Origin of the sequence: Sporolactobacillus nakayamae (genome assembly GCF_900113325.1) — a bacterium.
GTDB classification, from domain to species: Bacteria; Bacillota; Bacilli; order Bacillales; family Sporolactobacillaceae; genus Sporolactobacillus; species Sporolactobacillus nakayamae.
Genome location: NZ_FOOY01000018.1, coordinates 1 through 24986 on the forward strand (window position 1 = coordinate 1; position 24986 = coordinate 24986).

Annotated in this window: 22 protein-coding genes and 1 tRNA gene; 3 read left to right on the plus strand and 20 right to left on the minus strand. The window is 45.7% G+C overall.

Features of this window, described 5'->3' with window-relative positions:
* Positions 1 to 117 precede the first annotated feature (117 nt).
* The 6 genes from glmS to sigW all read right to left on the minus strand — a co-directional run bounded on the left by glmS (position 118) and on the right by sigW (position 7310).
* Entirely contained in the window at positions 118 to 1923 is a 1806-nt protein-coding gene (gene glmS / locus BM003_RS11980) for a glutamine--fructose-6-phosphate transaminase (isomerizing) (protein WP_093673400.1), read from the minus strand.
* Between the two features lie 674 nt (positions 1924 to 2597).
* Positions 2598 to 3953 carry a phosphoglucosamine mutase gene (gene glmM, locus BM003_RS11985; protein ID WP_093673402.1) on the minus strand — a complete coding sequence of 452 codons (1356 nt, stop codon included), beginning with the start codon at positions 3951 to 3953 and terminating at the stop codon, positions 2598 to 2600.
* A 121-nt stretch (positions 3954 to 4074) separates the two neighbouring features.
* Positions 4075 to 5379: a CdaR family protein gene (locus tag BM003_RS11990; protein ID WP_093673404.1), complete on the minus strand. Its 1305-nt coding sequence runs from the start codon at positions 5377 to 5379 to the stop codon at positions 4075 to 4077.
* Positions 5372 to 6190, minus strand: coding sequence for a diadenylate cyclase CdaA (gene cdaA, locus BM003_RS11995; protein ID WP_093673406.1), 819 nt, complete (start codon positions 6188 to 6190; stop codon positions 5372 to 5374). The genes BM003_RS11990 and cdaA overlap by 8 nt, the downstream gene beginning before the upstream one ends.
* 161 nt (positions 6191 to 6351) lie before the next feature.
* On the minus strand, positions 6352 to 6735 hold the full coding sequence (locus BM003_RS12000; RefSeq protein ID WP_093673408.1) for a zf-HC2 domain-containing protein: 384 nt from the start codon (positions 6733 to 6735) through the stop codon (positions 6352 to 6354).
* Positions 6732 to 7310 (minus strand): RNA polymerase sigma factor SigW, encoded by a 579-nt coding sequence (sigW, locus tag BM003_RS12005; RefSeq protein WP_093673410.1) that lies wholly within the window; start codon positions 7308 to 7310, stop codon positions 6732 to 6734. Before sigW ends, BM003_RS12000 begins: the two co-directional genes overlap by 4 nt.
* Before the next feature lie 265 nt (positions 7311 to 7575).
* On the opposite strand from sigW, the gene BM003_RS12010 reads away from it, so the two are divergent.
* The 3 genes from BM003_RS12010 (at position 7576) to BM003_RS12020 (ending at position 9741) form a co-directional block, all read left to right on the plus strand.
* Positions 7576 to 7728, plus strand: coding sequence for an aspartyl-phosphate phosphatase Spo0E family protein (locus tag BM003_RS12010; protein WP_093673412.1), 153 nt, complete (start codon positions 7576 to 7578; stop codon positions 7726 to 7728).
* A gap of 162 nt (positions 7729 to 7890) precedes the next feature.
* Entirely contained in the window at positions 7891 to 8544 is a 654-nt protein-coding gene (locus tag BM003_RS12015; RefSeq protein ID WP_245734248.1) for a TetR/AcrR family transcriptional regulator, read from the plus strand.
* Positions 8545 to 9741 (plus strand): Acg family FMN-binding oxidoreductase, encoded by a 1197-nt coding sequence (locus tag BM003_RS12020; RefSeq protein ID WP_093673414.1) that lies wholly within the window; start codon positions 8545 to 8547, stop codon positions 9739 to 9741.
* Between the two features lie 644 nt (positions 9742 to 10385).
* On the opposite strand, the gene BM003_RS12025 is transcribed toward BM003_RS12020, so the two are convergent.
* From BM003_RS12025 to BM003_RS12090, 14 genes are all read right to left on the minus strand, one after another.
* Positions 10386 to 10471: transfer RNA gene (locus BM003_RS12025), tRNA-Ala, on the minus strand.
* A gap of 35 nt (positions 10472 to 10506) precedes the next feature.
* Complete coding sequence (locus BM003_RS12030) at positions 10507 to 11298, minus strand: ABC transporter ATP-binding protein (RefSeq protein WP_093673416.1); 792 nt, start codon at positions 11296 to 11298, stop codon at positions 10507 to 10509.
* Between the two features lie 13 nt (positions 11299 to 11311).
* On the minus strand, positions 11312 to 12142 hold the full coding sequence (locus BM003_RS12035; RefSeq protein ID WP_177184775.1) for an ABC transporter permease: 831 nt from the start codon (positions 12140 to 12142) through the stop codon (positions 11312 to 11314).
* A gap of 31 nt (positions 12143 to 12173) precedes the next feature.
* On the minus strand, positions 12174 to 13415 hold the full coding sequence (gene hutI, locus BM003_RS12040; protein WP_093673418.1) for an imidazolonepropionase: 1242 nt from the start codon (positions 13413 to 13415) through the stop codon (positions 12174 to 12176).
* Positions 13408 to 15444 carry a urocanate hydratase gene (locus BM003_RS12045; protein WP_093673420.1) on the minus strand — a complete coding sequence of 679 codons (2037 nt, stop codon included), beginning with the start codon at positions 15442 to 15444 and terminating at the stop codon, positions 13408 to 13410. Before BM003_RS12045 ends, hutI begins: the two co-directional genes overlap by 8 nt.
* An 82-nt stretch (positions 15445 to 15526) precedes the next feature.
* A complete protein-coding gene (locus BM003_RS12050; protein WP_093673422.1) occupies positions 15527 to 16546 on the minus strand; it encodes an ABC transporter substrate-binding protein in 1020 nt (339 codons plus the stop codon).
* Between the two features lie 40 nt (positions 16547 to 16586).
* Positions 16587 to 17552, minus strand: coding sequence for a C-terminal binding protein (locus BM003_RS12055; RefSeq protein WP_177184776.1), 966 nt, complete (start codon positions 17550 to 17552; stop codon positions 16587 to 16589).
* 37 nt (positions 17553 to 17589) lie between these two features.
* The gene (gene hisD, locus BM003_RS12060; protein ID WP_093673537.1) at positions 17590 to 18867 is read right to left on the minus strand and encodes a histidinol dehydrogenase; all 1278 of its coding nucleotides are present in this window, start codon (positions 18865 to 18867) and stop codon (positions 17590 to 17592) included.
* Positions 18868 to 18887: 20 nt separating this feature from the next.
* On the minus strand, positions 18888 to 19874 hold the full coding sequence (locus tag BM003_RS12065; protein WP_093673426.1) for a zinc-dependent alcohol dehydrogenase: 987 nt from the start codon (positions 19872 to 19874) through the stop codon (positions 18888 to 18890).
* Positions 19875 to 19888: 14 nt separating this feature from the next.
* On the minus strand, positions 19889 to 20656 hold the full coding sequence (locus BM003_RS12070) for an SDR family NAD(P)-dependent oxidoreductase (RefSeq protein ID WP_093673428.1): 768 nt from the start codon (positions 20654 to 20656) through the stop codon (positions 19889 to 19891).
* Between the two features lie 14 nt (positions 20657 to 20670).
* Positions 20671 to 21078, minus strand: coding sequence for an aconitase X swivel domain-containing protein (locus BM003_RS12075; protein ID WP_093673430.1), 408 nt, complete (start codon positions 21076 to 21078; stop codon positions 20671 to 20673).
* The gene (locus tag BM003_RS12080) at positions 21075 to 22280 is read right to left on the minus strand and encodes an aconitase X catalytic domain-containing protein (protein ID WP_093673432.1); all 1206 of its coding nucleotides are present in this window, start codon (positions 22278 to 22280) and stop codon (positions 21075 to 21077) included. The genes BM003_RS12075 and BM003_RS12080 overlap by 4 nt, the downstream gene beginning before the upstream one ends.
* 41 nt (positions 22281 to 22321) lie before the next feature.
* Positions 22322 to 23665, minus strand: coding sequence for an amidohydrolase family protein (locus BM003_RS12085; protein WP_093673434.1), 1344 nt, complete (start codon positions 23663 to 23665; stop codon positions 22322 to 22324).
* 1 nt (position 23666) lies between these two features.
* Positions 23667 to 24947 carry a hydantoinase/carbamoylase family amidase gene (locus BM003_RS12090; RefSeq protein ID WP_093673436.1) on the minus strand — a complete coding sequence of 427 codons (1281 nt, stop codon included), beginning with the start codon at positions 24945 to 24947 and terminating at the stop codon, positions 23667 to 23669.
* Positions 24948 to 24986: the final 39 nt, after the last annotated feature.

The window sequence follows — 24986 nt, forward strand, 5'->3', positions numbered from 1 at the left end:
TCGTAACGAATTTGCTGCGCACTCCGTCTTTACTGCGCAACAAAGACATCCTCAGGAAAGAATTTTAATAAAAAAGGAACAGGCAAGTACACGAGTATGTACTTACCTGTTCCTTTTTTATTCCACCGTAACTGACTTTGCCAAGTTACGTGGTTTATCAACGTCGCATTCGTTCTGCAGGGCCGCATAGTAGGCGATCAGCTGCAGGGGAACGGCGCAAACAAGTGGTGTCAGGGCAGGATGCACGTTCGGGAGCACAATGCGGTCGTCCGCGTGGTTCGTGACTCCGTCCATGCTGATGATGCACGTGTGGGCGCCGCGAGCGGCTACCTCTTGAACATTGCTGCGAATGTTGTTGTTGACATTTTTCTGGGTTGCGAAGGCGAAGACCGGTGTTCCGTCTTCAATTAATGCGATTGTGCCGTGCTTGAGCTCGCCGCCAGCGAAGCCTTCTGCCTGAATGTAGGAGACTTCCTTCAGCTTCAGCGATGCTTCCATGCAGACGTAATAGTCGAGTCCGCGGCCGATGTAGAAAGCGTTGCGTGTGATCGAGAGATAGTCGCGCGCGACTTCCTTCAAAAGCGCTTTTTCGTCGATCATCTGCTCCATACCTTGTGCCGCGATACTCATCTCATGAACAAGATCTAGATCGAGCTTCGTTCCCTTCTTCTGAGCAGAAGCAACCGCGATAAAGGCGAAGACGGCGATCATGGCCGTATACGCTTTCGTTGATGCTACGGCGATTTCCGGGCCGGCGAACAGTAGCATCTTGTAATCTGCTTCGCGGTACAAGGTCGATCCTTCGACGTTCGTCATGGTCAGAGTCGGATGACCGAGCTTTTTCACCTTGACAAGGACAGCACGGCTGTCCGCTGTCTCCCCGCTTTGGGAGATAAAGACGAACAGCGGCTTTTTCGATAGAAGCGGCATATTATAGGAGAATTCACTCGAAATATGCACTTCGGTCGGGATCCCGGCAATCGTCTCAAGCAGATGCTTGCCGACAAGTCCGGCGTGGTAGCTCGTGCCGCAGGCGATGATGTAAATCCGGTCGGCGGCATTGACAGCTTTCGTAATTGTCGGATCGAGGGTAACAACTCCGTCCTTGCCGCTGTATTCTTGCAGCAGGCGACGCATCACGGCCGGCTGTTCATCAATTTCCTTCAGCATATAATGAGCATAAGCACCTTTTTCCGTATCATGCGCATCGAAGGAAACCGTATAAGGCGCGCGCGTTTTTTCGTTGCCGTCGAGATCCATGATCGTATAGCTGTCCCGAGTCAACTCAACAACTTCTTCATCCATCAGCTCAACATACCGTTTCGTCTTCTGAATCATGGCTGTCGCGTCACTTGCTACGACATTGAAACCGTCGCCAAGGCCGATTAAAAGCGGGCTTTTATTCTTTGCCACATAGAGCGTGTCACTGTCTTCCGCGTCAACCAGCGCAATCGCGTAGGAACCCTCAAGCAATTTCAGCGTTTTCCGAAAAGCCGCTTCAGTGCTCAGACCTTCGTTTGCGAAAACTTCGATCATCTGTACAACGACCTCGGTATCCGTCTCGCTTTTCATGGTAACACCGGACAGATATTCGGCCTTCAGCTGAACATAGTTTTCAATCACACCGTTATGAACAAGGGTGAAACGGCTAGAAGCGCTCTGATGCGGATGCGCGTTGCGCTTGTTCGGCTGGCCGTGTGTTGCCCAACGTGTATGGCCGATACCGAGCGTTGCGTGAACGGCAGGATCCACAGATTCGCGAAGAACGGCGATCCGTCCTTTTTCCTTGAAAACGTGGACACCGTCTGCATTTAAGAGTGCGATGCCTGCCGAATCGTAACCTCTGTATTCAAGATTGCTGAGTCCCTTAAGCAAAATGTCACGTGCATCTTCGTTGCCGATATAGCCTACAATACCACACATAGGATGATGTCCTCCTTGTGAGGCAAGGTGCACTTTAAGATGTTGTCACCGTCATCATATAGGGCAGTCTTGCCCCACTTGTTTTTTATTTTAATGCTTATATATCTTGCTGCACGGCTTCTGTACAGAAAGTTGCCTTTCTGGTTTGAGCACGTGCTAACGGTTGCAAGATTCCGAGAGGTATCCGCCGAATTCTTCGATAAACCTCTTCCTCGTCAACTATTCCCAATTTCTCCGTCCAACGGAATAGTCCAGGCGCTTAATATTCAGTTATCCACCCCTCACTTTCCTTCTCGAGTTACCCACATACTACTTTAATCTGATCGGTGCGTCAATCATCTATGAGTGGGATTTTTGTTACTCAATATATCTATTCAACAATGCCATGTCCCGTAACCGACAAGCATAATTTTCATCGATAAATTTTCAACAACGGTCTGTTCAGACATTGGCGAACTACATCGGCACTAATTCAACTGCATTAAAAAGTCGAGTTTCCTCAGTTGACGACTTTTATAAATTCGAACAAAGAGCGACCGGAACTTCCACAGGATGTGGTGACTTTCGCGTTATGCATAGGACGTGCATGTTCTTAGCGAAAGATCCTTCTTTCTCGAAGGTCCTATAGTTCAGCAGAAGGAACTCATTACCGTTCCAGATATTTTGACCATATTTTATTGAATTTCCCCGCCCACTGCATCAACGACCTTTTGTGCAATTTTGTCGACAAACGCATCGCACGCTTCTGCTGTAGGTGCTTCGGCCATAATCCGGATCAGCGATTCAGTACCTGAAGGGCGGACAAGTACCCGACCGTCACCGGCCATATCCGCTTCAACTTCTTTAATAGACTGAGCTACTTCCGGATTTTCTGTAACATGGAATTTATCAGCGACATGAATATTCACCAATTTCTGCGGGTAGGTTTTTAACCCTGCCGCAAGTTCAGACAGCTTCTTTCCAGTCGCCTTCATGATGCCGACCAGCTGCAATGCCGTCAGCATCCCGTCTCCCGTAGTCGAGTGTTCAAGAAAGATGATGTGTCCGGATTGTTCGCCGCCAAGTGCATAACCGCCCGCGCGCATTTCTTCCATAACGTAACGGTCGCCGACCTTCGTCTGCTTTGTTTCAATCTGTTCAGCTTGAAGTGCTTTATATAAGCCAAGATTACTCATTATGGTCGTAACCAGTGTGTCTTTAGTTAGCATTCCTTTTGATTTCAAGTAAGTGGCACAAATGTACATGATTTTGTCGCCATCGATAATGTTTCCTAGTTCATCAACAGCAATCAAACGGTCACCGTCGCCATCGAAAGCAAGCCCGCAGTCCGCAGCTTTTTCAACAACGAGTGTGGATAAGGATTCAGGATGCGTCGATCCGACACCTTCGTTAATATTTTTCCCGTTTGGTGATGTACCAATAGTTACGATATCTGCTTCAAGATCAGCGAAAAGATGCGGAGCGAGCGCGCTCGTTGATCCGTTAGCACAGTCAAGTGCGATCTTAATTGTGGAAAAATCGTCTTCCTGAATGGTCTGCTTCAAAAATTGAAGATATTTCTGACTTCCTTCGAAATAGTCACTTGACGTGCCCAAATCGCCACCGATTGGTCTCGGCAGATCGTCTGTTTCCTTCGCCAGCAACGCTTCAATCGTTTCCTCAACCTCATCGCTCAGCTTAAAACCGTCACTGCCAAAGAACTTGATCCCATTATCAGCGACCGGATTATGTGACGCAGAAATCATGATGCCTGCACTGGCGTCCATCGCCTTTGTCAGATAAGCGACACCAGGAGTTGAAATAATACCTAGCCGCATGACTTCAACGCCAATAGACAGTAGGCCGGAGATTAACGCGCCTTCAAGCATATAACCGGAAATGCGCGTATCCCTGCCCACCAGAACCTTAGGATGCTCAGTCGTCTTCGTTAATGCATAACCGCCGGCACGCCCTAATTTAAAAGCCAATTCGGGTGTCAAGCCGAGATTCGCAATACCTCTGACTCCATCCGTTCCAAAGTACTTTGTCATAATATCGATCGCTCCTATCTTTCCTCGTCCAAATTCCGCCGCTTTATTGTAAACTCACGGCCGCATTCTGTCAAAGGATGTTCTAACCACTCTGAAAGTAGCAGAAATCCTCACAACACCATTAGCTGATGTTCACCTTCACCGTACCCGGGGTCGCCTTTGCAACGAGACCATCTGCGGCACTAACTGCGACAGTCACTTCATGCGCTCCCATATCCAAACCATCCAGATCTACCTCAGCGTGAACATCATCAGCTGTCAATTTGTCAATATCCTGCGACGAGCCGGTTACAGAGACACTTACATGGTCTTCTTTATCAAAGGATGCATTCAAGCCATCCTTAAGTCCAATCACCTTAATTGGGATATTCGTTAACTTCTTTGTTTGTTTGTCCGTACTCAAGCTAGAATCAGGATTTGAATCAGAACTTGAATCCGCACTGCTCTCATCACTTTCCGCATCCGTTTCTTTTATGATATGCACCGTCACATCAATTTTCTCCGGATCGCTCCTTGTTGCTCCGGAAGGCAGTGCAACGTTCACTGTAACTGTTTTATCCTTTTTCAATCCGTCAACAGGTACGGAAAGCGGTTCAAGAGAGGTGATCTGGTCAAGTGCGTCTTTGTCTTGAGCGGTCACCGTGACCGTTTTCGCGGACTGATCAATAGAGTCGACGCTGTACCCCTTGGCCGGTGTCCCCGTTGTCACCGCATTGATGCTCAATTGTTTAGACACTTTTTCAATGGGCACACGGACATGAACTGACGATGGATTAATGGTCACATTTACTTGATCACCATTACTATTATATGCATGCAGGGTGATCATTTTTTCCACTGCCGCATCCGCGCCTTTGACACTAATGACGCCTTTTACGAAAGCAATCGAGTCGACAGTATCCTCGCCGCCGGTAACCGTAATATTCTGCGTGTCTATGACAGGATCACCAACTGTGTATCCTTCTGCTAGCGAATTTTTATTGAGTATATCAATGGCAATAGGAAGCTCTTTGCTCGTTCTTTTTTGTATGGTGACACGTACCGTCTTCGGACTCGGCTTGACGGTGAGACCTGACGGAAAGCCGCGTGTCTGCACGCGAGCGTCATAGGTACCCGGCTTCATACCCGATAGATCCAAGTAAACGCTTTTCGTACTGGGAAGTTTTGCCTTAAGAATGGATTCATTGGACCCGCTCAGGCGGACACTGATCGTCTGTGGCGCCCCGCTCACTACATACTTATTTTGATCATATTTTATCGCTAACTTTGACGTTATAATCGCCGATTGCTGTGTCGGATTCACAGCGATATTGGAGGAAGAACCCGACGGCGTGCCGTCACCAGCTGAAACAATCGCATACAGCATCAGCGCCATAACAAAGGATACAATTTTGACAAACCAATTGTTATTCAAAAGTTTATCCATTGTGCTTTCCTCTCCAATTCCAGCGAATCGTCGTCTGATTATCCGATTCATCGAGTTCGTGCTGGAGCATTTCTTTCAGACGTTCTTCACTAATATCACGGAACATTTCACCATTTTTCGTCACGGTGATGCCCCCTGTTTCCTCGGACACAACAACGGTCAGCGAATCCGTTACTTCACTTACACCCATTGCCGCCCGGTGCCTTGTCCCAAGTTCCTTAGAAATAAACGGGCTCTCCGACAAGGGAAGATAGCACGCCGCCGCAGCCACTTCATTTCCGCGAATAATAACCGCACCATCATGTAAAGGTGTGTTCGGAATGAAAATATTGATGAGCAGTTGGGAAGTTAGGTTCCCGTTCAGCTGGATGCCGGTTTCAATGTAGTCATTGAGACCGGTCTTGCGCTCAATCGACATCAGAGCACCGATCCTTCGTTTCGCCATGTAAGAAGAAGCTTTGACAATCGCTTCAGCCATCTGTTTATGTTCTTCTTCAACGACCGTTCCTCTGGAGAACAGGCGTCCACGCCCAAGCTGCTCGAGCACGCGGCGTAACTCCGGTTGGAAAATCACGATGATCGCAAATAAGCCGTAGGTTATGGCATTGTTCAGAATCCATTCCAACGTTCGAAGCTGGAACAGACTGCTCAGAAACCAGACCGCGATGATCACCAGAATACCCTTCGCTAGCTGAACTGCCTTTGTGCCTCGAATAATCATGATCACTTTGTAAATCACATAAGTGACAATCAAAATGTCAATGATGTCTGTCAAGTAGTTTAAAATATTCACATGAGTCCACAAAGACATGATTTTTCATCCTCCAAATCAGCCATTCTTATCAATGCACCGACAATCTTAGTGTTTCTGTATATCCCCTAGGTAAACCCATTCTTTAAAAATTATTGAGCACCCAAGGCTCGTCTTTTTCTATCTTATGTGTTGCGCTGTTAAAAAATGAACAGCCCTTCTCAGGTCTGATCTCCCGACACGTTAACGAGCACATAGTCGTTCTTATCTCTTGTTTGATGTCTGGCGCCGATCACGACAAGTGACATTGGTACTGCGCAAATCGCTACAGCGGTCAGTACCGGATGGCGGCTGCCCCACCGCAGAATCACATGACGTTTTTCAGCAGGCAGTTGATCAAGAACACTTTTCGTAAAAGCGGCCGACAATTGAGGGTGGGCAAGCCGCCGCAACAACTCGGTCGAATACGTCAATTCATTAAAATGAACACGGCATTCATTACAAGAATCCAGATGTTCATAGAGTTCATGCTTTTCTCGTTCCGTCGCCTCTTCATCCAAGACCTTATTCATTAATGACAGATACTTCTTATTCGTGCAGCTCATGCTCGATCGCCTCCCCCGGCCATCATCATTTTTCTCAGCATCTCCCGGCCACGATGAATACGCGTCTTTACCGTACCGACCGGAATATCCATAATTTCACTGATTTCTTTTAAGCTCAGATCCTCAATGTATTTAAGTACCACCGCAGAACGGTATTTTTCCGGTAATTTTTTTATCTCATTTTGTACCATTTCCTCGGTTTCCTTACGCACAGCCAGCTCTTCCGGTTGTTCTGTTTGGTCAGGAAGCATCGCGTTCAGGGAAAGCCCTTCCGTACCCGGAACAACGGCGTCAAGCGAGATATTGCTCTTCCTCCGGCGCAAAAAGTCAATCGACAGATTGGTTGCAATCCGGAACAGCCATGTCGAAAATTTACGTTCATGATCATATTGATCAATGTGGTTATACGCGCGAATGAACGCTTCCTGTGACAGGTCTTCTGCTTCCTGCGCGTTGCCGACCATGCGCAAACAGATCGCAAACACGCTGTTTTTATAGCGTTCCACCAACTCGGCAAATGCCTGTTGATCGCCTTTTTTGACCTTTTTGATCAATCGCTTCTCTTGTTGATCCATTTTAACCTCTCGTTTGAAGCATTATTTAATACGCAAGTCAAGCGCCCCAAGTTTCATTGATAGTTTAAGGCGTTTCCTCAAATAATACTGATTTTCATGATGTCGCTTAATTATAAAACAGTTTCAGTCATTACCTTGTTCATGAGCTGTTATTCGTTCAAGAAATGAAGAATCCGGCGGTCTGTTCGCCTAAATGATTGATCGTTTGAAATCCGTCTATAGGGGTATTCTATAATGAGCAAGTACTAAGCATGGAGGTGGATATATGGACAGACAAGAACTCCTCGGAAAAATTGAAATCTTGCGTAGTATGATGACGAATGCGGCCATCCATGAACCTCTTATTTCTCCGAATATCCAGCATATGAGCCATCACCTCGATCAATTATTGAATCAATATGAACGGCTCATCCGATAACGCTTGCGTGCAGTCTGTTAACTGAGTCAAGCATTAAAATTATACCATAATTTTTGTATCGATTAACTAACAAAACAACTTGTTCCTCTTGACAGGGGCAAGTTTTTCTTTGAAAATAAAAGTAAACCAACAGTTTACTTTTATGATTCAGGAGCGATTCATGTGCAATCAAAAAGAGTGATGCAAAAGGAGAAGAAACGAACCGCAATTGTTGATGCCGCAGAGCGTCTGTTTTTTTCCAAGGGCTTTGCCCGTACAACAATGGACGATTTGTGCCAAGAAGCGCGGCTCAGTAAGCGCACGCTTTACATCTATTTCACCAGCAAAGAACAGCTTCATTTCGAAATCATGATCCGGGGCTACAAACAGTTAATTGCTCTGCTTGATGAGGCGAGTGAAGAACACGTTCGCGCAGATGCGAAGCTTAGGGAAATGGCGGACGCCTTTTACCGGTTCCGCAAGGATTTCCCTGACTACTTTCGGACTATTTTCTCGTATGAGAACGCTATGACGGATTTCCGGAATAGCGTTCAAGATTCATCAAGAGAAGAATGTTACGCGCTTGGTGAGGTAGTCTTTGGCAAATTGGCAGCCCTGATCAGTGAGGGAAAGGACGAAGGAATTTTCCGCGAGGAGCTGGACACCACGCAAACAGCAGTTGTCTTGTGGTCCTGTATGAGCGGCGTCCTCAACAACTCACTTATTAAAAAGAACTACTTGCAAAAGTATCATTCAATTTCATCCGATTTTTTGATCCACAACGCGTTCGAATTAATGCTTCGTTCGATCCGCAACGATAATGGAGGTCCCATTTAAATGAAAAAACGAGGTGTGAAAAAAGTCATGACGATTATTTTTTCATGTGCTGCAGCTCTTCTTTTACTCGCGTTCATCACACTGTTCTTAGCAAGCGGTTTTTTACAGCCGCAAAAGTACCTTCAACCTTGGGATAAAAGCTATGCAAAGCTTCACAAAGATCCGCGCGTTCAGCTTGCGGCTTTCGGACTATTGGCAGCAAACGGCCATAACATGCAGCCATGGATCATTAAACTCGACAAAAATGATCCCATGACCTTTTATTTGTATGCTGATCCGCAAAGAATGTCTCCGCAGGCCGATCCCCTCGCACGCCAGTTAATGGTCACTCAAGGCACTTTTCTGGACTATGTAGCGGTTGCCGGTCAGAAAATCGGCTATCCTGTAACAATTACCCTGTTTCCCAAAGGTGACTACAACGAGCAGCAGCTTGCACAAAGTATGTCCGATAAGCCTGTAGCCAGGGTCGTTTTAAAACAGGCGGATCCACAGCGCAGTCCGCTCTTCAACGCTGTATATCTACCGGATACAAACAGAGCGGATTATAAATCAGACGCATTGACCAAGCAGCAAGTAGATTCTTTAGAATCACTCAACGAAGGCGAGCAAATCACAACAAAAATTTATCAGGACAAGGCAAATGTGCGAAAGCTCGGAAGTTTCGCGATTGACGGGGCGGTCATTGAGGCCGGAGTTCCTCGCGTCACGAAAGAGGCATCGGACATCTTCCGCCCAAACGAATATCAGAAGAACAACTACCGCTATGGATTTTCTTTTGAAGGGCAAGGAACTTCCGGATTCTCGCTCTATTTCATGCAAGGCCTTGTCACACTTTTCCCTTTTTTGAACAGTGAGAAGGCAGCATCCGATCTTATGATTCAATCAACCAAAACATCCATTAACCATACACCGGCTTACGCAATGATTTCCTCTCGCGATAACAGCCGCGCGAGTCAAGTGAAGAGCGGCATGCTATACAGCCGATTAACACTAACCGCGCACAATCTCGGCTTGGCCGTGCAGCCGGTCAGCCAAGCTCTGGAAGAATATCCGGAGATGAGCAAGTTGTACCACGGCATTCACAACACGTATGCGCCGGAAGGTCAAACGATCCAAATGCTTGTCCGTATAGGAAAGCCAACCGAGAAAGTTCCTCAGAGCATGCGGCGGGATGTGATGGATCTCATCAGTAAATAAGCGCCCAACAACTAAAAATCAGATTGATTCACCATTATTTAGAAAGTCGGTAAACGAATTGATCGAGTGAACGCGCTTTGAATTCTCAAAGTACGCGGAATTCACAAGTTTGATTTATCATTAGCCGTTAGAAAAAACGAGCACAGCCCAGTTCTTACTTCCGCAGGATGCGGTGACTCTCGCGTTGCTTGCAGGACATATGCGTCATTAGCGAAAGTTCCCTTGCTTCAAATGTGACTTTGAATCATCAAGCTTGTCTTGAACAGACATTTCTATTTCATGAATCATTTTGATTCTTGATTAAGTAACGTGGGGCTGGAATAAAATAAGCGGAGATTTTCCGGTTATTTGCATCCTAGCGCTTGTTTCACAGGTAAATAAGGGTAATTTTTCCGCTTATGCACAGAAAAGCCCTCCATTTTCACGTTTTTCGATTCGATAAGCGGAATTTTTCCGTCTATTCAAGCTATTTTTTCGTTCATTTTCAAAATAAGCGGAATTTCTCCGTCTATTTCTCAGATTGGGCGCTTACCTGATCGCCCAACCGAATCTTATGACCTTATCGACTTTCTTTACTTAAAATAAAAAAAGCGATCATTCTGCTTCTTCAGCAAAACGATCGCTTTCTCATATATATACTCCAATGGAGCCTAGCGGGATCGAACCGCTGACCTCCTGCGTGCAAAGCAGGCGCTTATACTACATCGAAGGACATAATTTATTCAACTAATTTATCACAAATTCAAATTAAAACTTATTATTTTGTTACACAGCATTCATACCTTTTAGTGTTTCACTGCGAATCAGTTCAACAGCCTGAGCCTTATAGCTAAGAAATTGCTCCGTTGTTTTAATATGGTAATCTCTTGGTCTTGGAAACGCAACATTGATGATTTCTTTAATCTTTCCCGGTCGCGATTCCATCACAACTACTCGATCCGCCATAAAAATTGCTTCATCAATATCATGGGTTACCAATATGACCGTTTTTTGTGACTTTTGCCACACGTCTAGAAGCAATTCCTGCATCAAACTCCGTGTCTGCATATCCAGCGCCCCAAACGGCTCGTCAAGCAATATGACTTCAGGATCATTGGCGAGGGCCCGCGCAATCGCCACGCGCTGCTTCATACCTCCAGACAACGCTTTCGGATACACATTTTCAAATCCTTGTAATCCAACAATTTCGATATATTCCTTTGCTATCTTTTCTCGTTCCTTCACCTGTATACCCTTTTCTCGCATGCCAAATTCTATATTTTTCTGCACGGTGAGCCATGGAAAAAGTGTGTACGATTGAAAAACCATCCCACGATCAGCGCCCGGTTCAGAAATCTCACTTCCATTAATTGATACTATTCCGGTGGACGGCGTTTCCAACCCGCCAATGATACGCAGCAGCGTTGACTTTCCACAACCTGAAGCACCGAGAATAGACACAAATTCCTTATCCTTGACCTCAAGGTTTATGTCGCTCAACGCCTGAATTTTCCGTTCCTTTTGTTTAAACGTCTTTGACAAATTTGAAATGATCAGTTTTTTCGCCTGTTCAGTCATCTGTGCCCCTCCTTTAGTGCCATGGAAACAACCGTTTAGACAGCCATTTGAATACATAGTCAAAAATCAGACCAATTAATCCTATAATGAGGATACCGACAAAAATGTTTGAGGTTTTCAGCATTCGCTGCGATTGAATAATCATATATCCGATTCCGGACGACGCGCCCACCAACTCAGCAACAATAATGTAGGTCCATGCCCAGCCAAGCACCATCCGCAAAGAATCCATAATACTCGGCATACTAGCCGGCAGAATCACGCGCCATAAGACTGCTGCTCGGGACGTACCCAGTGTATAGGACACATCAATAAGATCCGTTTGGACACTTTTCGTAGCAGCAGCAACCATTAGGATTAACTGTGGAAAACTGCCCATAAAAATGACAGCTATTTTTTGCGACTCGCTCACCCCAATCCACAGAATGAAAAGGGGGATAAAAGCAGAGGCCGGCAAATACCGAACAAAAGACATGAGCGGCTCCAAAAAGCCTTCTATTGGCTTATAGGTGCCAAGCATGATTCCTAGCGGAACTGCGATCACAGCTGCCAATAGAAAACCAATAATAACTCGAACAATCGTCACCGATATATCATGAGTAAAATTTAGTTGTGTAAACAGATCGACTGCAGCTCTAAAGGTATCCGTTGGCGTGGGAAGAAATATAGGGTCAACCATACCCCCGTACGTCATTATGCTCCATGCTGCAAGTACAAAGACAAAGCCGACCACTCCTAAGGTCAAATACAAGCTGTGTTTGATGTTTACCATCGGCGTAAATAGTCTTTTCAACGATGTGCTTGATTTTTTCGCATTGTTACTGATTTGACGATCAGGTTCCATCAAATGGCCTCCTTTCGGGAATTGTTCGATATCAAAATGCATTGTGTCCGTTCTTAATCACTGTATTGACACAATTCATGGCTGTATTGTATATAAGATATTTGTAGCTTGGATAATTGAGCAGGACTAGGTCAGCTTTTTTCCCAGGTTCAATGCTGCCAATGGTCTCGGAACGATTCAGTGCCGCCGCTCCATTAAGTGTAAATGCGGTCAGCACTTCCTCACTGGTCATCTGCATATGAATCCCTGCAAGTGCAAAAATGAGCGGCACAGAATAGGTAAAGCAACTGCCGGGATTAAAGTCGCTTGCCAAAGCAACTGCACAGCCCGCATCAATCATCTTGCGTGCATCAGCAAATGGCTTGTTTAAACAGAATGCGGTTGCCGGAAGCAAGGTCGTGACAATGCCCCGTTCAGCAAGCGCTCGTACCCCTTGTTCGGAAGCCTCTAGCAAATGATCAGCAGAAACCGTGCCCACTTCAGCGGCCAGTTCAGCTCCGCCCATCGATTCGATTTCATCCGCATGAATCTTCAGCAAAAATCCATATTTTTTTGCTTCATTCAACAATCGGCGTGATTCATCGATGGAGAAAACACCTTCCTCACAGAAGACATCACAGAAATCTGCTAAACGCTCCTTAGCTACTTCCGGTATGACTTGATCGATCATAAATTGAAGATACGCCTGACTGTCCGCTTTAAATTCACGAGGAAGCGCATGCGCCCCTAGATATGTGGGTACAACGTCAACTGGATGATCCGCGTTTAATTTTTTCATCACGCGAAGCATGCGCAGCTCGGTTTCCAGATCCAGACCGTATCCGCTTTTGCCCTCAACTGTGGTGATGCCTAAACGAGCCATACCGTTCAGACGCTGGATGCCGCTATTAAAAAGTGATTCAAAAGAATCTGCGCGTGTTGCCTGAACCGTATTTTCTATGCCTCCTCCGGCTTTCATGATCTCCATGTAAGTTTTACCGGACAAACGCATCAAAAATTCATCAGGTCTGAAACCGCCAAAAATGAAATGGGTATGAGAATCGATGAATCCCGGAACAACACTCTTGCCTGAAGCATCAGTTACTGTGTATTGATTAAGATCAAATCGAGACAAGATCGAAGCACTTGTATCGACAGCAACAATCATTCCGTCTTCAATGACGATTGCACCGTCTTCAATGACTTTAATCTGAGACATTTCTTTTCCTGCTCGCGCTTTTGTCCCCATCGGAGTTGCAATTTCCGATGCATGGAGAATGATTCGTTTAGTCATTGTTTCCGCCTTCAGATCCGCTCAGGTTTGTGAGCAGTTCTTCATTAACCAAATAAGGAATTGTTAAATAATTTTCACCCTGGTATTTCTGATTAAATGCAACGGCTGTTTCCATTGAATGCTCGTTTCGCGCCCAGTTTCTCCGCGCAACACCACCCATAACATCCCAAAGGATCGCCTGCTTAATGATTTCATCCACACGCGCGCTGCCATCGAGCACTAACCCGAAACCGCCATTGATTGATTTGCCGATACCCACTCCACCGCCATTGTGAAGGGCAACAAGGCTCATGCCGCGCGCCGCATTTCCTGCAAAACATTGAACGGCCATGTCAGCCATTACGTTGCTTCCATCCTTGATGTTTGCTGTTTCTCTAAATGGAGAATCCGTACCGCTCACATCATGATGATCACGGCCGATCATCACCGGCCCGACTTCGTGCTTTCTGACCATCTCATTAAACTTAAGTGCAATGGCGACTCGTCCTTCTGCATCTTGATACAGAATTCTCGCCTTTGTACCCACGACAAGCTGATTTTTCTCTGCATCACGAATCCAATTGTAATTATCGCGATCCTGATAGCGTCTATCCGGATCGATGCAAGCCATGGCAGCCTCATCGGTTTTCCGAAGGTCTTCATCTTTTCCGCTTAGGCAAACCCAACGGAATGGTCCATAACCATAATCAAACAGTTGCGGCCCCATAATATCTTCTACATAAGACGGAAGCGTAAAGCCATCTTTATCATCATGGCCGTTCTTCGATATTTCTGTCACTCCTGCATCGTAGACAGCTTTTAAAAAGGAGTTTCCATAATCAAAAAAATAAGTACCTTTGTCAACCAGAGCTTTAATGCATGCGTAATGGTCCTTCAGCGATTGGTCAACCAGCTGATTGAATTGCGCGCGATCCTCACTAAGCAGTTTCGTTCGTTCATCGAAGGTAAGCCCTTTGGGACAATAACCGCCCTCGTAAACCGCATGACAGGAGGTTTGGTCAGATAGCAAATCAACCTTGATGTCATGGTCAACCACATAGTCGAGCAGATCGACAATGTTTCCGTGATAAGCAATTGACACAGTTGTTTTATCGTCCAAATGTTTTTGAGCAATAGCAAAAATCTTATCGAGATCATCCGAAGCCGTATTGACCCATCCTTGACGGAGACGCGTGTCGATCCGCGACTGATCGACCTCGGCAATAATGCCGACTCCATTAGCAATTTCTACCGCTTTCGGCTGGGCACCGCTCATCCCGCCAAGGCCTGAACTGATAAACAGATAACCAGAAAGATCTGCCTCATTTGGAATACCTAATTTCTCACGTCCGGCATTAAGCAGCGTATTGTACGTGCCATGGACAATTCCTTGTGGACCAATATACATCCATCCGCCTGCCGTCATCTGGCCGTAATTGGCGACCCCCATCTGTTCGGCAATCTCCCAGTCTTTCAAATTGTCAAATTCACCAACCATCAACGCATTGGTCAAGATCACACGCGGGGCTTCCGGCTTCGTTTTAAAAACGCCAAGCGGATGCCCTGATTCAAGCACTAAGGTCTGATCCGCTTCCAAATTTTCGAGATATTTTTTAATCAGACGATACTGCATCCAATTTTGACAAACACTTCCGGTTTCGCCATAGGTCACCAGTTCGTATGGATACAGTGCAACATCGAAATCGAGATTATTGTCGATCATCACCTGGAACGCTTTACCCTCAGTACATTTTCCCTTATAAGCATCAATTGGTTTTCCATAGATGCGACCCACAGGTCTGAATCGATAGCCATAAATGCGGCCGCGGGTCTTTAATTCGTTAAGAAATTCAGGAATCATTTGTTCATGATAGTTCTCAGGAATGTATCGCAAGGCATTCTTTAATGCGACACGAGTCTGTTGCGGACTCAGCGTATAACCCCTGTCTGGTGCACGCCGAATGCCTTCAACAAATTCAGGATAGTCAGGCAACGGTTGGCCTTCACTCAAAATGGATAAAGAATAATGTGAATCAGGACGAACAGGCATGAAAAGAACCTCCTTATTAGTAGCTCAAAAAAAGTTCTGTCCACCACTGAGAATGGACAGAGATCATGATCAATCAAATGTCTTACTTACCGACGAAATCACCATTAATTAGATCTGTCGCCTTCGGCTGTTTGCTGATCAGCTTAACTTTCTTCCAAAAGGTTGCTGCTTTGTCTGTAACATCATAGATCAGACCCGGATCACTCTTTGTGCCAAAGTATTTACTATTGCCCGCTTTATCATAGAAAGTCACATCCGGTTCAGTAGCTTTAAAGTCTTTAACGGTCTGTCCCATACTTTTGGCCATAATTTTGTCAGCTTCATCAGGATTTTCTTTTGCATAATCAAGCGCATCATACCAAGCATTAACAATACCTTGTACAAGCTTCGGATTTTCATCAACAAAGTCTTTACGCAGGCCGAGTGAATCAACAATTAATCCTGGGGTTTTGTCACTAGAGAGGAGCACATGACCAAAAGACGTTTTTTCTGCTTTGGTCAGCCAAGGCTGCCAGGTAACCGCTGCATCGACCTTGCCGCCGACAAAAGCTGCTCCGGCATCTCCGGCACTCATGTTGACAATCTGCACATCATCCATCGTCATATTGTTTTGATCGAGCATATACATAAACCAGAAATAGCTTGCGCCGCCACTTGTATCAATGGCAACTTTCTTGCCTTTTAGATCTGCGAACGACTTTATGTCCTTCTTAGCAACAAGACCATCGCCGCCGCTGGATGTGTCTAGGGCCAGCACTTGATAAACAGGAATATTGGCAGCTGCCGTCATGACATGTGTATCAACAGTCGTGAAGAAACCCTGAATTCGGTTTGCCGCCATCGCTGTGCGTCGATCGCTTGCACTTTGAATAGTCTGCAGTTTCACTTTCACACCATTTTTCTCAAAAAACCCTTTTTCTTCTGCAAGATACATAGGTGCAAAACCAATCCAAGATGAAATACCTAACTTTACGGTTCCCTTAAACTGATTTTTGCTGCTTTTGCTGTCGCTGTTTCCGCTTTTTGATGATGAAGAACAACCAGCGAGCAACAGGGATGCTGATAATAGACCAACAAGAATGAGCACAACGATTTTTTTCATGAAATTCCCTCCTATTATTAAGTGATTATATAAAATAAATTTAGATAACCGCGTCTTTTGATTGCCCGCCATTTAACACAGTAATGACATTAGCAACGGCGCGTTCCTTAAGCGTGTGCAGCGATTCAACTGATAGATAGGAAACGTGCGGTGTGACATAAATATTCGGGCAGGAAAAAACAGCTTCACTGCCTATCGGCGGCTCATTGGCAATCACATCCAGCATTGCTCCGGAAATGAATTTACTTTTTACCGCTTCGATTAAATCATCTTCATTCATAACGCGCCCACGCGATGTATTAATAACATGTGCGGTCTGCTTCATCAGCTTAAATTCGGGCATTGCCAGCAAACCGTCGGTCTCAGATGTGTACGTCGTATGAAGCGTCACATAGTCAGCTTCTGGCAATCCTTCTTGCAGCGTTACTTTTATAACTCCGCATTCGATAGCATCAGAATTGCTCAGCCGCGGATCGTGCACGAGCACGCGCATATGGGCAGCATTTGCTTTCTCAGCCACTTTTTGTCCGATTCGGCCAAAACCAATAATGAGCAGAGTGGATGAGGCAATGCGCGGGGTAAGGACAGATACCGCCTGCGCTCCCCATGAGCCTTTATTTGCTACCTGCAAGTAATAAGGTAAGTTCTTGTTAAAGAAGTAGATGGCCGAAATAACGTAATCAGAAACATCCTCAACACAATAACCCGGAACATAGGTAACCGTTATGTCTTTGGATTTGGCAGCATCAACAGCTACTCGATCGTACCCGCCGCCATAAACGGCAATAATCTGACAATTCTCCAGTTTCTCAACGGTCTCTTCTCCGATGGTGACATAAACTTGGCAAAGGATGGCATCGGCGTATCGTCCGAAATCGTCAAGGTCTTTTTGATAATCATTTCCTGAATACTTAATGACGCAGTTGGGAAAGGCCTGTTTCAGACGTTCTTGTTCTATATTGTAATCGGACCACTCCTCGTCAATAATCCAAATCAGCGGTTTCAAGACATCACCTCCCATGTTAAGTTGTTTTTCTATTCTGTTAATTATTATTAAGTGCGTTTACGCGGACAGCTACGGACTTTCCATGCGCATGCAAACCTTCAACTTGTGCCAGTTGCATACATGCTTCGGATAAATTCAAGCAGCCTTCTTCTGTAATTTCTTGATAAAACGATGTCTTGATAAATGTACCGACCCAAACGCCATTAGAATACTTTGCAGTCCCCATCGTTGGCAAAATATGATTCGTACCCGACACATAATCGCCGAATGCAACCGGGGCATGCGAACCAATAAAGAGCGAACCGAAATTAATTAGCTGGTCACCTACTTCCTTAGGATTCTTGGTCTGCACTTCCAAGTGTTCCGGAGCAATGCGATTAGCAATGGCAATGGCTTCCTCCAAATGATCTGCCAAGATAATCTGACCATTATCCTTCCATGACTGGTTGGCAATTTTGTTAGTAACCAGCTCGCCCGAATATTTTTCAAGTGATTGCTGCACCGCCTCAATCATTTCTCGATCCGTACAGACGAGAATGGTCTTCGTATTCGGATCGTGTTCTGCTTGAGCGAGCAAGTCAATGGCAACAAAGTCAGGATTTGATGCTTCGTCTGCCAGAATCAGCACTTCACTCGGACCAGCGAGACTGTCTATCCCTACGTCACCCAGTACTTGCCGTTTCGCTTCGGTCACGAAACGATTTCCGGGGCCAACGATCAGGTTAACCTTCGGCACGGTATCTGTCCCATAGGCAAGTGCTGCAATGGCTTGGGCACCGCCGACCGCATAAATTTCATCTGCACCGGCAATATCCATAGCCACGAGAACAGCCGGATGAATGGTACCGTAGTCCTTTGCCGGCGGACAGCAGGCAGCAACACTTTTCACACCGGCAATTTTGGCTGTTATGACGGACATTAATGCTGAGCTAGGCAACGGATACCGTCCGCCCGGAATATAGGCGCCGCATCGTTCAACAGGTATGAGACGATGACCGAGGGTAACACCGGGAACCGGACTGCTGATCTCCATTGTTTTCAAACATTTATACTGATTTTCAGCATAAAATCTAATGTTTTTTGCCGCAAAATTCAAAGCATCAATGGTTTTGCTGTCGACCTTTTTATAGGCTTCTTTTACGGTTTCTTTGCTTACTTTTACCGATTCAAGCGAAACATGATCAAACTGTTCAGCCAGTTTAATCAATTCTTGATCTCCGTACGTGCGAACATTGTCGATGATTCCAGAAACCAATTCAGTTAATTTCTGGTCGCGTTCATAAGTTTTCTCAGTCGCTTTCTTAATCCATTTCATAAAAGACGAATCCTCTCCTTTTATAATTGAAATAGTACCTTGCAATCTTGCGCCTCTTTAGCTAATTGCTCAAAAAGGATTGGTGCCTCTTCAATCGGCGCAATTCGTGTAATCAACTTGTCCAGCGGCAAATGTCCTGACTCAATCAATTGTGCTGCCTCACGTAGTTCATCAGTGGTGTATGTGCTTGAACCGTGCACCGACAACTCTTTCTCGGTAATTTGATTTGCATCAATAGCGACCTTACTCTCATACAAAGCAACCACGGAAATCCTGCCCCCTGACTTCGCAACACCAACTGCCTGTCCCATGCATACGGGTGCACCGGTAGTCTCAAGCACAAGATCAAAGGACGACTGGTCTGATGACTTCAGCGTGCGGATTGTATTGGCTCCTAATGCCTGCGCGAGCGACAAACGTTGATCAGATAAATCCATGACGGTTATCTGGTTGATATGAAAAACATATTTTAATAACAAAAAGGCCATTAAACCTATAGGACCGGCCCCGAAAATCAAGACCTTATCATTGAAAAGAACTGCTGCTCTCCGGCAAAGGTGAAGAGCAACCGCTAACGGTTCAGTGAGTGTCAACCATTCAAGATGCCTAATCTCTTTGACCGGGATCAGCTTTTCAACAGGAACAGCCATGTATTCGGCAAAACATCCCGGTCTGACTTCGCCAATAAACCCTATATGTGCACAACGATTCCATGCATTTTCTTTGCATGCCGAGCAATTGAGACAAGGTACACGCGGATCACAAACTACATAGTCACCTGCTTTTAGTGAAGCGCCCGCATCCATTGATACGACTTCGCCTACGCATTCATGACCCATAGTTTCCTTGAGGCATTGAACAAACATTCCCTTACGATAAATGTGCAGATCCGATCCACAAATTCCAGCATAGTGAACCTTAATTAACACTTCTCCATTTTGCGTTATCGGAAGTTCAGCCTGTTCAACCCGCACATCGCCTATTCCATAGTTTCTTAATACCTTCATTGGTCATCCGCCTCTTATCCTGCCGTCCAGCCGCCGTCGACACTGATCGACTGACCGGTAATGTAGTCAGAGGCGGGAGCGGAAAGAAATAATAGGGTCCCTGCCAGATCATCAGCAGTGCCGATTCGTTCAAGCGGAATTTTATCTTCAATCCACGCCCTGTGTTCAGGATCATCAAAGAAGGACTTTGTCATTTCCGTTAGAAAATAGCCTGGAAAAATGGCGTTCACCTGAATGCCTTCGGATGCGAATTCCAAAGCAGTTGTCTTAGTCAACTGAGTAATGGCTCCTTTAGAGGAACAATAGACGGATGATCCGGCAAGGCCGATAACACTGCCAAGAGAACCGATATTAATAATCTTTCCTCGTTTTCTTACTTTCATCTTTCTTGCCACTGCTTGAGTCAAAAAGAAAACGGCCTTTAAGTTCACATCCATGATCGCATCGTAATGAGCTTCAGTGACCTCCAGAAAAGGTTCGGCAATCTCGGTCCCGGCATTATTCACCAGAATATCTATAGGACCGAAGCGCTCCTCAATTTGATCAATGGCTGCTTTTAGCTGGTTAAATTGTGTAATATCAAGGACAACTGTTTCTGCCTTGCCTTGTTCCTGTTCAATCATTCGTTTGGTTTCAATAAGATCGTCAAGCGTTCGACCAACGCAGATACATTTGCAGCCGGCTCGTCCCAATGCAATCGCATATCCCCTGCCAAGCCCTCTGCCGGCACCGGTAACCAGCGCAATTTTCCCTTTTATTCGAAAAAGCGGCGATTCAGACATATGCTCATCTCCGTTCAGGATAGAATGGTCAGTGTGCCCTGATCGGCATCAACGCGGAGCTTGTCGCCATTTTTGACCTGCTCATAAAAACTTTTCGGCACACGGTCGACAACAGGCATTTCCATGATAATCGAACTGGCTACGAGCACCGTATCCGGATATTTAATAATTAAAGCTTTCGGTCCCTTTCCGGTCATTTTCAGCTGATACATTCCGTCCGCCTGGACAACAGAACTGCCTTTGCCACTTGGAAAAACAAGAATCTTGTCTGCAATTGACTGACCCTCTAGGCAATGATTCTTCTCAATGACGACACCCGTTTTCGGATCAACGAGATAAAAACAGAAATCATCTGTTGAGATCAGAACGTCACCCTCAATGACACCCTCAGATACTTTATGACATGCATAAGTCTCACTCATGACACTTCACCTCTCATCGCAGCTTCAATGCAATCTTCTACCTTTCGAATGACAAACTGCATATTCCGTCTTTTTGTATAATAAGCGCATTTCGGGGAGTCAGTGACGCCCTTCTTCCCATAAAGAAATTCCCAGCATGGTTGGTCCATACAGGTATCGTCAACAATATCTCCGCCAGCGGCTTGCAATGTTTCAAGGTAGCCCATGCGCGTGGCCAATTCTTTTGTCAAAGACGAAGTCATGATCCAAAGCTTTACTTCAAGCTTTTTCCCTTTAACCAATTCTGCAACCTGTGCCACCTGATTCAGATTGAAATGCGGACAACCAAATAAGGCAAAGTCAATTTTTCCAACCGGATCAGTAATCTCTGCGTGTACTTGATCCAAATCTTCCTGCGTGATCGTGATGATGCGTTCAGGCTCATCCCCTTGAAATGCATCTTCAATAGTCCGCGCTTCAGGAGTGACACCGACAATATGATACATCGGTACATTGCCTGCCGTATTGAGCTGAGCACCAAGATTCATCAAAGCTGCCGGAGAGGGGGTTGTAGGCAGGTTTACGAAAACCGGCGTTTTAAACTGAAGTTTCTTCGGAACGGCATAGCCAAGCAGCTGATAATCAAAATCATTTTTCACGTCGGCTTGAACATCGACAAGTACCTGTCCTTTACGATTCTCGTCAAGTAAGAATCCATAGAGCGGTGTTCTTCCGGTAATCGCCGCACATAGCGCACTTTGTGCCGATTCACGATTCGTTCTTGCGCCGTAAACCGAATTGATAAATGGGGTTGCACTTGATTCAGAGAAAGCAGTGATTTCGCCAAATCGTGGCACATTTTTTTCAAGATAAGGCGTACAGTCAAAAGTCAGCGTCGCGCCTATATCCTTATAAGCCTGTCTCGTTCGGCGAATCGTTTGCTCGTCTTCCTTCGAAATGGTCGTGATACATTGAAAATATTCAAGATTAAAGCCCGGGTTGACCGTTGGCGATACCCGGCATTTAGCTCCCGCATTCACAAGCTTCTCAACAAACCACAGATCCGCTTCCTGATTACTCAATGCGACATGCGTCCGGCTGACCGGGACCATTTTCGGCGCATCAAAAACTTCTCCGAGCGCAACTTGGATTTTCATCGCAATCTGTGTACCCTTACCGTATTTCCCATCAAGCATTTCTTGTTCTTCAACTGTCAACTGCATGGAATCGCCTCCTCAAAAATGTGTTCACGTTGTTCTTTTGTTCACGATTTTGACGCTTCATTATTAATGTTGTTCATAAGATTCTGAACATTAAGGACGATCTGTTTCTCATTCAGCGTTTTCAGATTACCTTGATCAACTGTGCACATTCCATTAACCACAACATAATCAATGGCTGTCGGCTGCATGGAATAGACGATATTCGGAAGCACCTGTTCATGCGTTTCCGAAATCGGCTGCATGGAAAGATCGTTCTGATTCAGTGCCACAAAATCGGCACTGAATCCCGGTTTAAGCTCGCCGATCGGCAACTGCAAAATTTCAGCACCGCCCTTCGTTCCCATGGCAAACGCTTGATGATAATTCACCGCAAGTGAATCCAGCTTATTCACCTTTTGCAGCATGGCACACATCCGCATCTCTTCAAAGACGCTGATGCGATTATTGCTACAGGCGCCATCAGACCCAAGTCCGATCGTCACGCCTCCGTCCATCAATGCGGGAATGTCTGTAATACCGTCTGCCAAAAACATATTGCTCGACGGACAATAGACTAGTGACGCATGATTTTTGGCCATTAGTTGTTTCTCATGATCATTTAGCCAAACACAATGAATAGCCGTCATCCGGCCATCTTCCATGACGCCGATCTTGTCAAGCAGCTCAACGGGCCGCATGTGGTGCTCACGCAGCACCTGGTCCACCTCGAAAGGTTCTTCCGCAATGTGTATATGGAACTTACAGTCTAATTCCTGGGCAAGACGATGACCGGCTTTTACCATCTCCACAGATGCCGCATGCAAGCTGTGCGGGGCAGGTACGATTGACACCATTGGATCATTCTCATATTTTTCAGCTAAATACTTCACATTTTTGACAGCCTCATCAATCGATTCAACATAACCTGTCGGCGCACCCGTCCAGTCGTACATGGTACGCGCCAGTACAAAGCGAATGCCCACATCTTTAGCTGCCTGAATGACCGCTTCGTCACTTTCGATCCCCTCATTGTGAACATAAAAATAATCGCTGACGGTCGTCGCGCCACACTTCATCATCTCACTAAAAGCAAAAACGGCCCCGGTATATACATCTTTTGCTTTTAGATATGGCGAGTACTTATAAAGTGCCTCATCGCGCCATTCCAGAAACGGTCGATCTGCTGCCAGTCCGCGCAACAGACTTTGAAAGGAATGATTGTGCGCATTGACGGTGCCGGGGACAATAATTTCATCCGGCCAGCTAATAATTTCTGCAGCGGGATACCGCGCGACCAGCGCTTCGTATGCTCCTACGGATACAATTTTCCCTCCATCGGTTACAAGCGCTCGATCCGGCTTAAACAGCCCTTCTTCAAATAGTAAAAACGGTTTGTACAGCTTCATATCAATCGAGCTCCTTATCCAGTGCAATCACTGTTCGAATGAGTACATTGCCTGCCTTAACGATATCTTCAATCCTCGTCTCTTCCTCCGGACAGTGGCTCTTTCCTTCAAGGCTGGGAACAAACAGCATACCCGTCTTTGCAATAGGAACCATATGCACCGAGTCATGCCCGGCCATGCTCGGCAAATCTAAATACGAATCGCCGGTTGCTTTAATGGATTGTTGCAAGGTTTCCCGAATCATTGGATCCATAGGAACAGCCTTTTGATCAAGAATAATCCGTCTTTTAATAATAATCTGTCTTTTGTTTTCGATTTCAGCGAACTTATCTGCTAGTTGCACCAGTAGCTCCTTGAGCACTTGATCATTCGATACTCTCATTTCGAGAGTCAAATGAGCCAGACCCGGAATAATATTCGCCGAATTGGGATAAATTTCAAAATGTCCCACGGTACCCACAACATCGGATCGTCTTTGCTTGATGACTGCCTGTTCGACGGCTAAGCTTAACTCCGCCCCTGCCAGCAGTGCATCATGACGGTTCTCCATCACCGTTGTTCCTGCGTGATTGGCTTCACCATAAATCGTAATTTCTTCACGATAAATGCCTGTAATGGTTGAAACGACAGCAAGTGACAAACCATTATCTAACAATCGCCTGCCTTGCTCGATATGACATTCAAGAAAGGCTCCCACATCGTGGTCTGTTAGTAAATGATTCGCTATGTTAGCCACATCACCTCCTAATCTTTTTAAAGTTTCTGATAATTTTTCGTGTGTATAGGCATGCGTTGCCTCCCCAACTTGTTTACTATCGAGAACGCCGGTAATCAGCCGACTACCCAACGTTGAAATATTATACGGATTAGGTTCCTCAGCTGAAAATGAGACAATTTTTATCGGGTGGCGCAACTTATAGCCTGCTTCCTTTAAGGATTGAACCACCTCTGTTGCCAGTAACACGCCGACCGCTCCATCATATTTCCCACCATTGGCGACTGCATCATGATGCGAACCCAGAACAATGGGTTTCAATGTTTCTTTTCCAGCACATTCCGCCCATAGGTTAGCTGCCGGATCAACGGCTACTGTGGCTTGCAGCTCTGTTTCCCATAATTTCTTGAGCCATTCCCGTGCTTGAATATCCGCTTTGCTGCCGAGCGAGCGGTCAATCCCCCCTCCCTTATTCATTCCAAATTGCGCCAGATTTTGAATGTTCTTAGCAATCCTTTCTTCGTTAACCGTAACAGGATAAAGATTTTGTGGTGTCTTATAAGTCATTCACACACCCTCCCTTTCACTTCGAAGCAGATCTATTAC

Bases quoted from the DNA above. Each gene is read 5' to 3' on its own strand.
- BM003_RS12035 (WP_177184775.1), bottom strand. From the start codon at position 12,142: ATGGAACCTGATCGTCAAATCAGTAACAATGCGAAAAAATCAAGCACA.
- BM003_RS12090 (WP_093673436.1), bottom strand. From the start codon at position 24,947: ATGACTTATAAGACACCACAAAATCTTTATCCTGTTACGGTTAACGAA.
- BM003_RS11990 (WP_093673404.1), bottom strand. From the start codon at position 5,379: ATGGATAAACTTTTGAATAACAATTGGTTTGTCAAAATTGTATCCTTT.
- sigW (WP_093673410.1), bottom strand. From the start codon at position 7,310: ATGGATCAACAAGAGAAGCGATTGATCAAAAAGGTCAAAAAAGGCGAT.
- hutI (WP_093673418.1), bottom strand. From the start codon at position 13,415: ATGACTAAACGAATCATTCTCCATGCATCGGAAATTGCAACTCCGATG.
- BM003_RS12010 (WP_093673412.1), top strand. From the start codon at position 7,576: ATGGACAGACAAGAACTCCTCGGAAAAATTGAAATCTTGCGTAGTATG.
- cdaA (WP_093673406.1), bottom strand. From the start codon at position 6,190: ATGTCTTTGTGGACTCATGTGAATATTTTAAACTACTTGACAGACATC.
- BM003_RS12020 (WP_093673414.1), top strand. From the start codon at position 8,545: ATGAAAAAACGAGGTGTGAAAAAAGTCATGACGATTATTTTTTCATGT.
- BM003_RS12050 (WP_093673422.1), bottom strand. From the start codon at position 16,546: ATGAAAAAAATCGTTGTGCTCATTCTTGTTGGTCTATTATCAGCATCC.
- BM003_RS12000 (WP_093673408.1), bottom strand. From the start codon at position 6,735: ATGAGCTGCACGAATAAGAAGTATCTGTCATTAATGAATAAGGTCTTG.
- BM003_RS12085 (WP_093673434.1), bottom strand. From the start codon at position 23,665: ATGAAGCTGTACAAACCGTTTTTACTATTTGAAGAAGGGCTGTTTAAG.
- glmM (WP_093673402.1), bottom strand. From the start codon at position 3,953: ATGACAAAGTACTTTGGAACGGATGGAGTCAGAGGTATTGCGAATCTC.
- BM003_RS12075 (WP_093673430.1), bottom strand. From the start codon at position 21,078: ATGAGTGAGACTTATGCATGTCATAAAGTATCTGAGGGTGTCATTGAG.
- BM003_RS12080 (WP_093673432.1), bottom strand. From the start codon at position 22,280: ATGCAGTTGACAGTTGAAGAACAAGAAATGCTTGATGGGAAATACGGT.
- glmS (WP_093673400.1), bottom strand. From the start codon at position 1,923: ATGTGTGGTATTGTAGGCTATATCGGCAACGAAGATGCACGTGACATT.
- hisD (WP_093673537.1), bottom strand. From the start codon at position 18,867: ATGAAATGGATTAAGAAAGCGACTGAGAAAACTTATGAACGCGACCAG.
- BM003_RS12045 (WP_093673420.1), bottom strand. From the start codon at position 15,444: ATGCCTGTTCGTCCTGATTCACATTATTCTTTATCCATTTTGAGTGAA.
- BM003_RS12030 (WP_093673416.1), bottom strand. From the start codon at position 11,298: ATGACTGAACAGGCGAAAAAACTGATCATTTCAAATTTGTCAAAGACG.
- BM003_RS12070 (WP_093673428.1), bottom strand. From the start codon at position 20,656: ATGTCTGAATCGCCGCTTTTTCGAATAAAAGGGAAAATTGCGCTGGTT.
- BM003_RS12065 (WP_093673426.1), bottom strand. From the start codon at position 19,874: ATGAAGGTATTAAGAAACTATGGAATAGGCGATGTGCGGGTTGAACAG.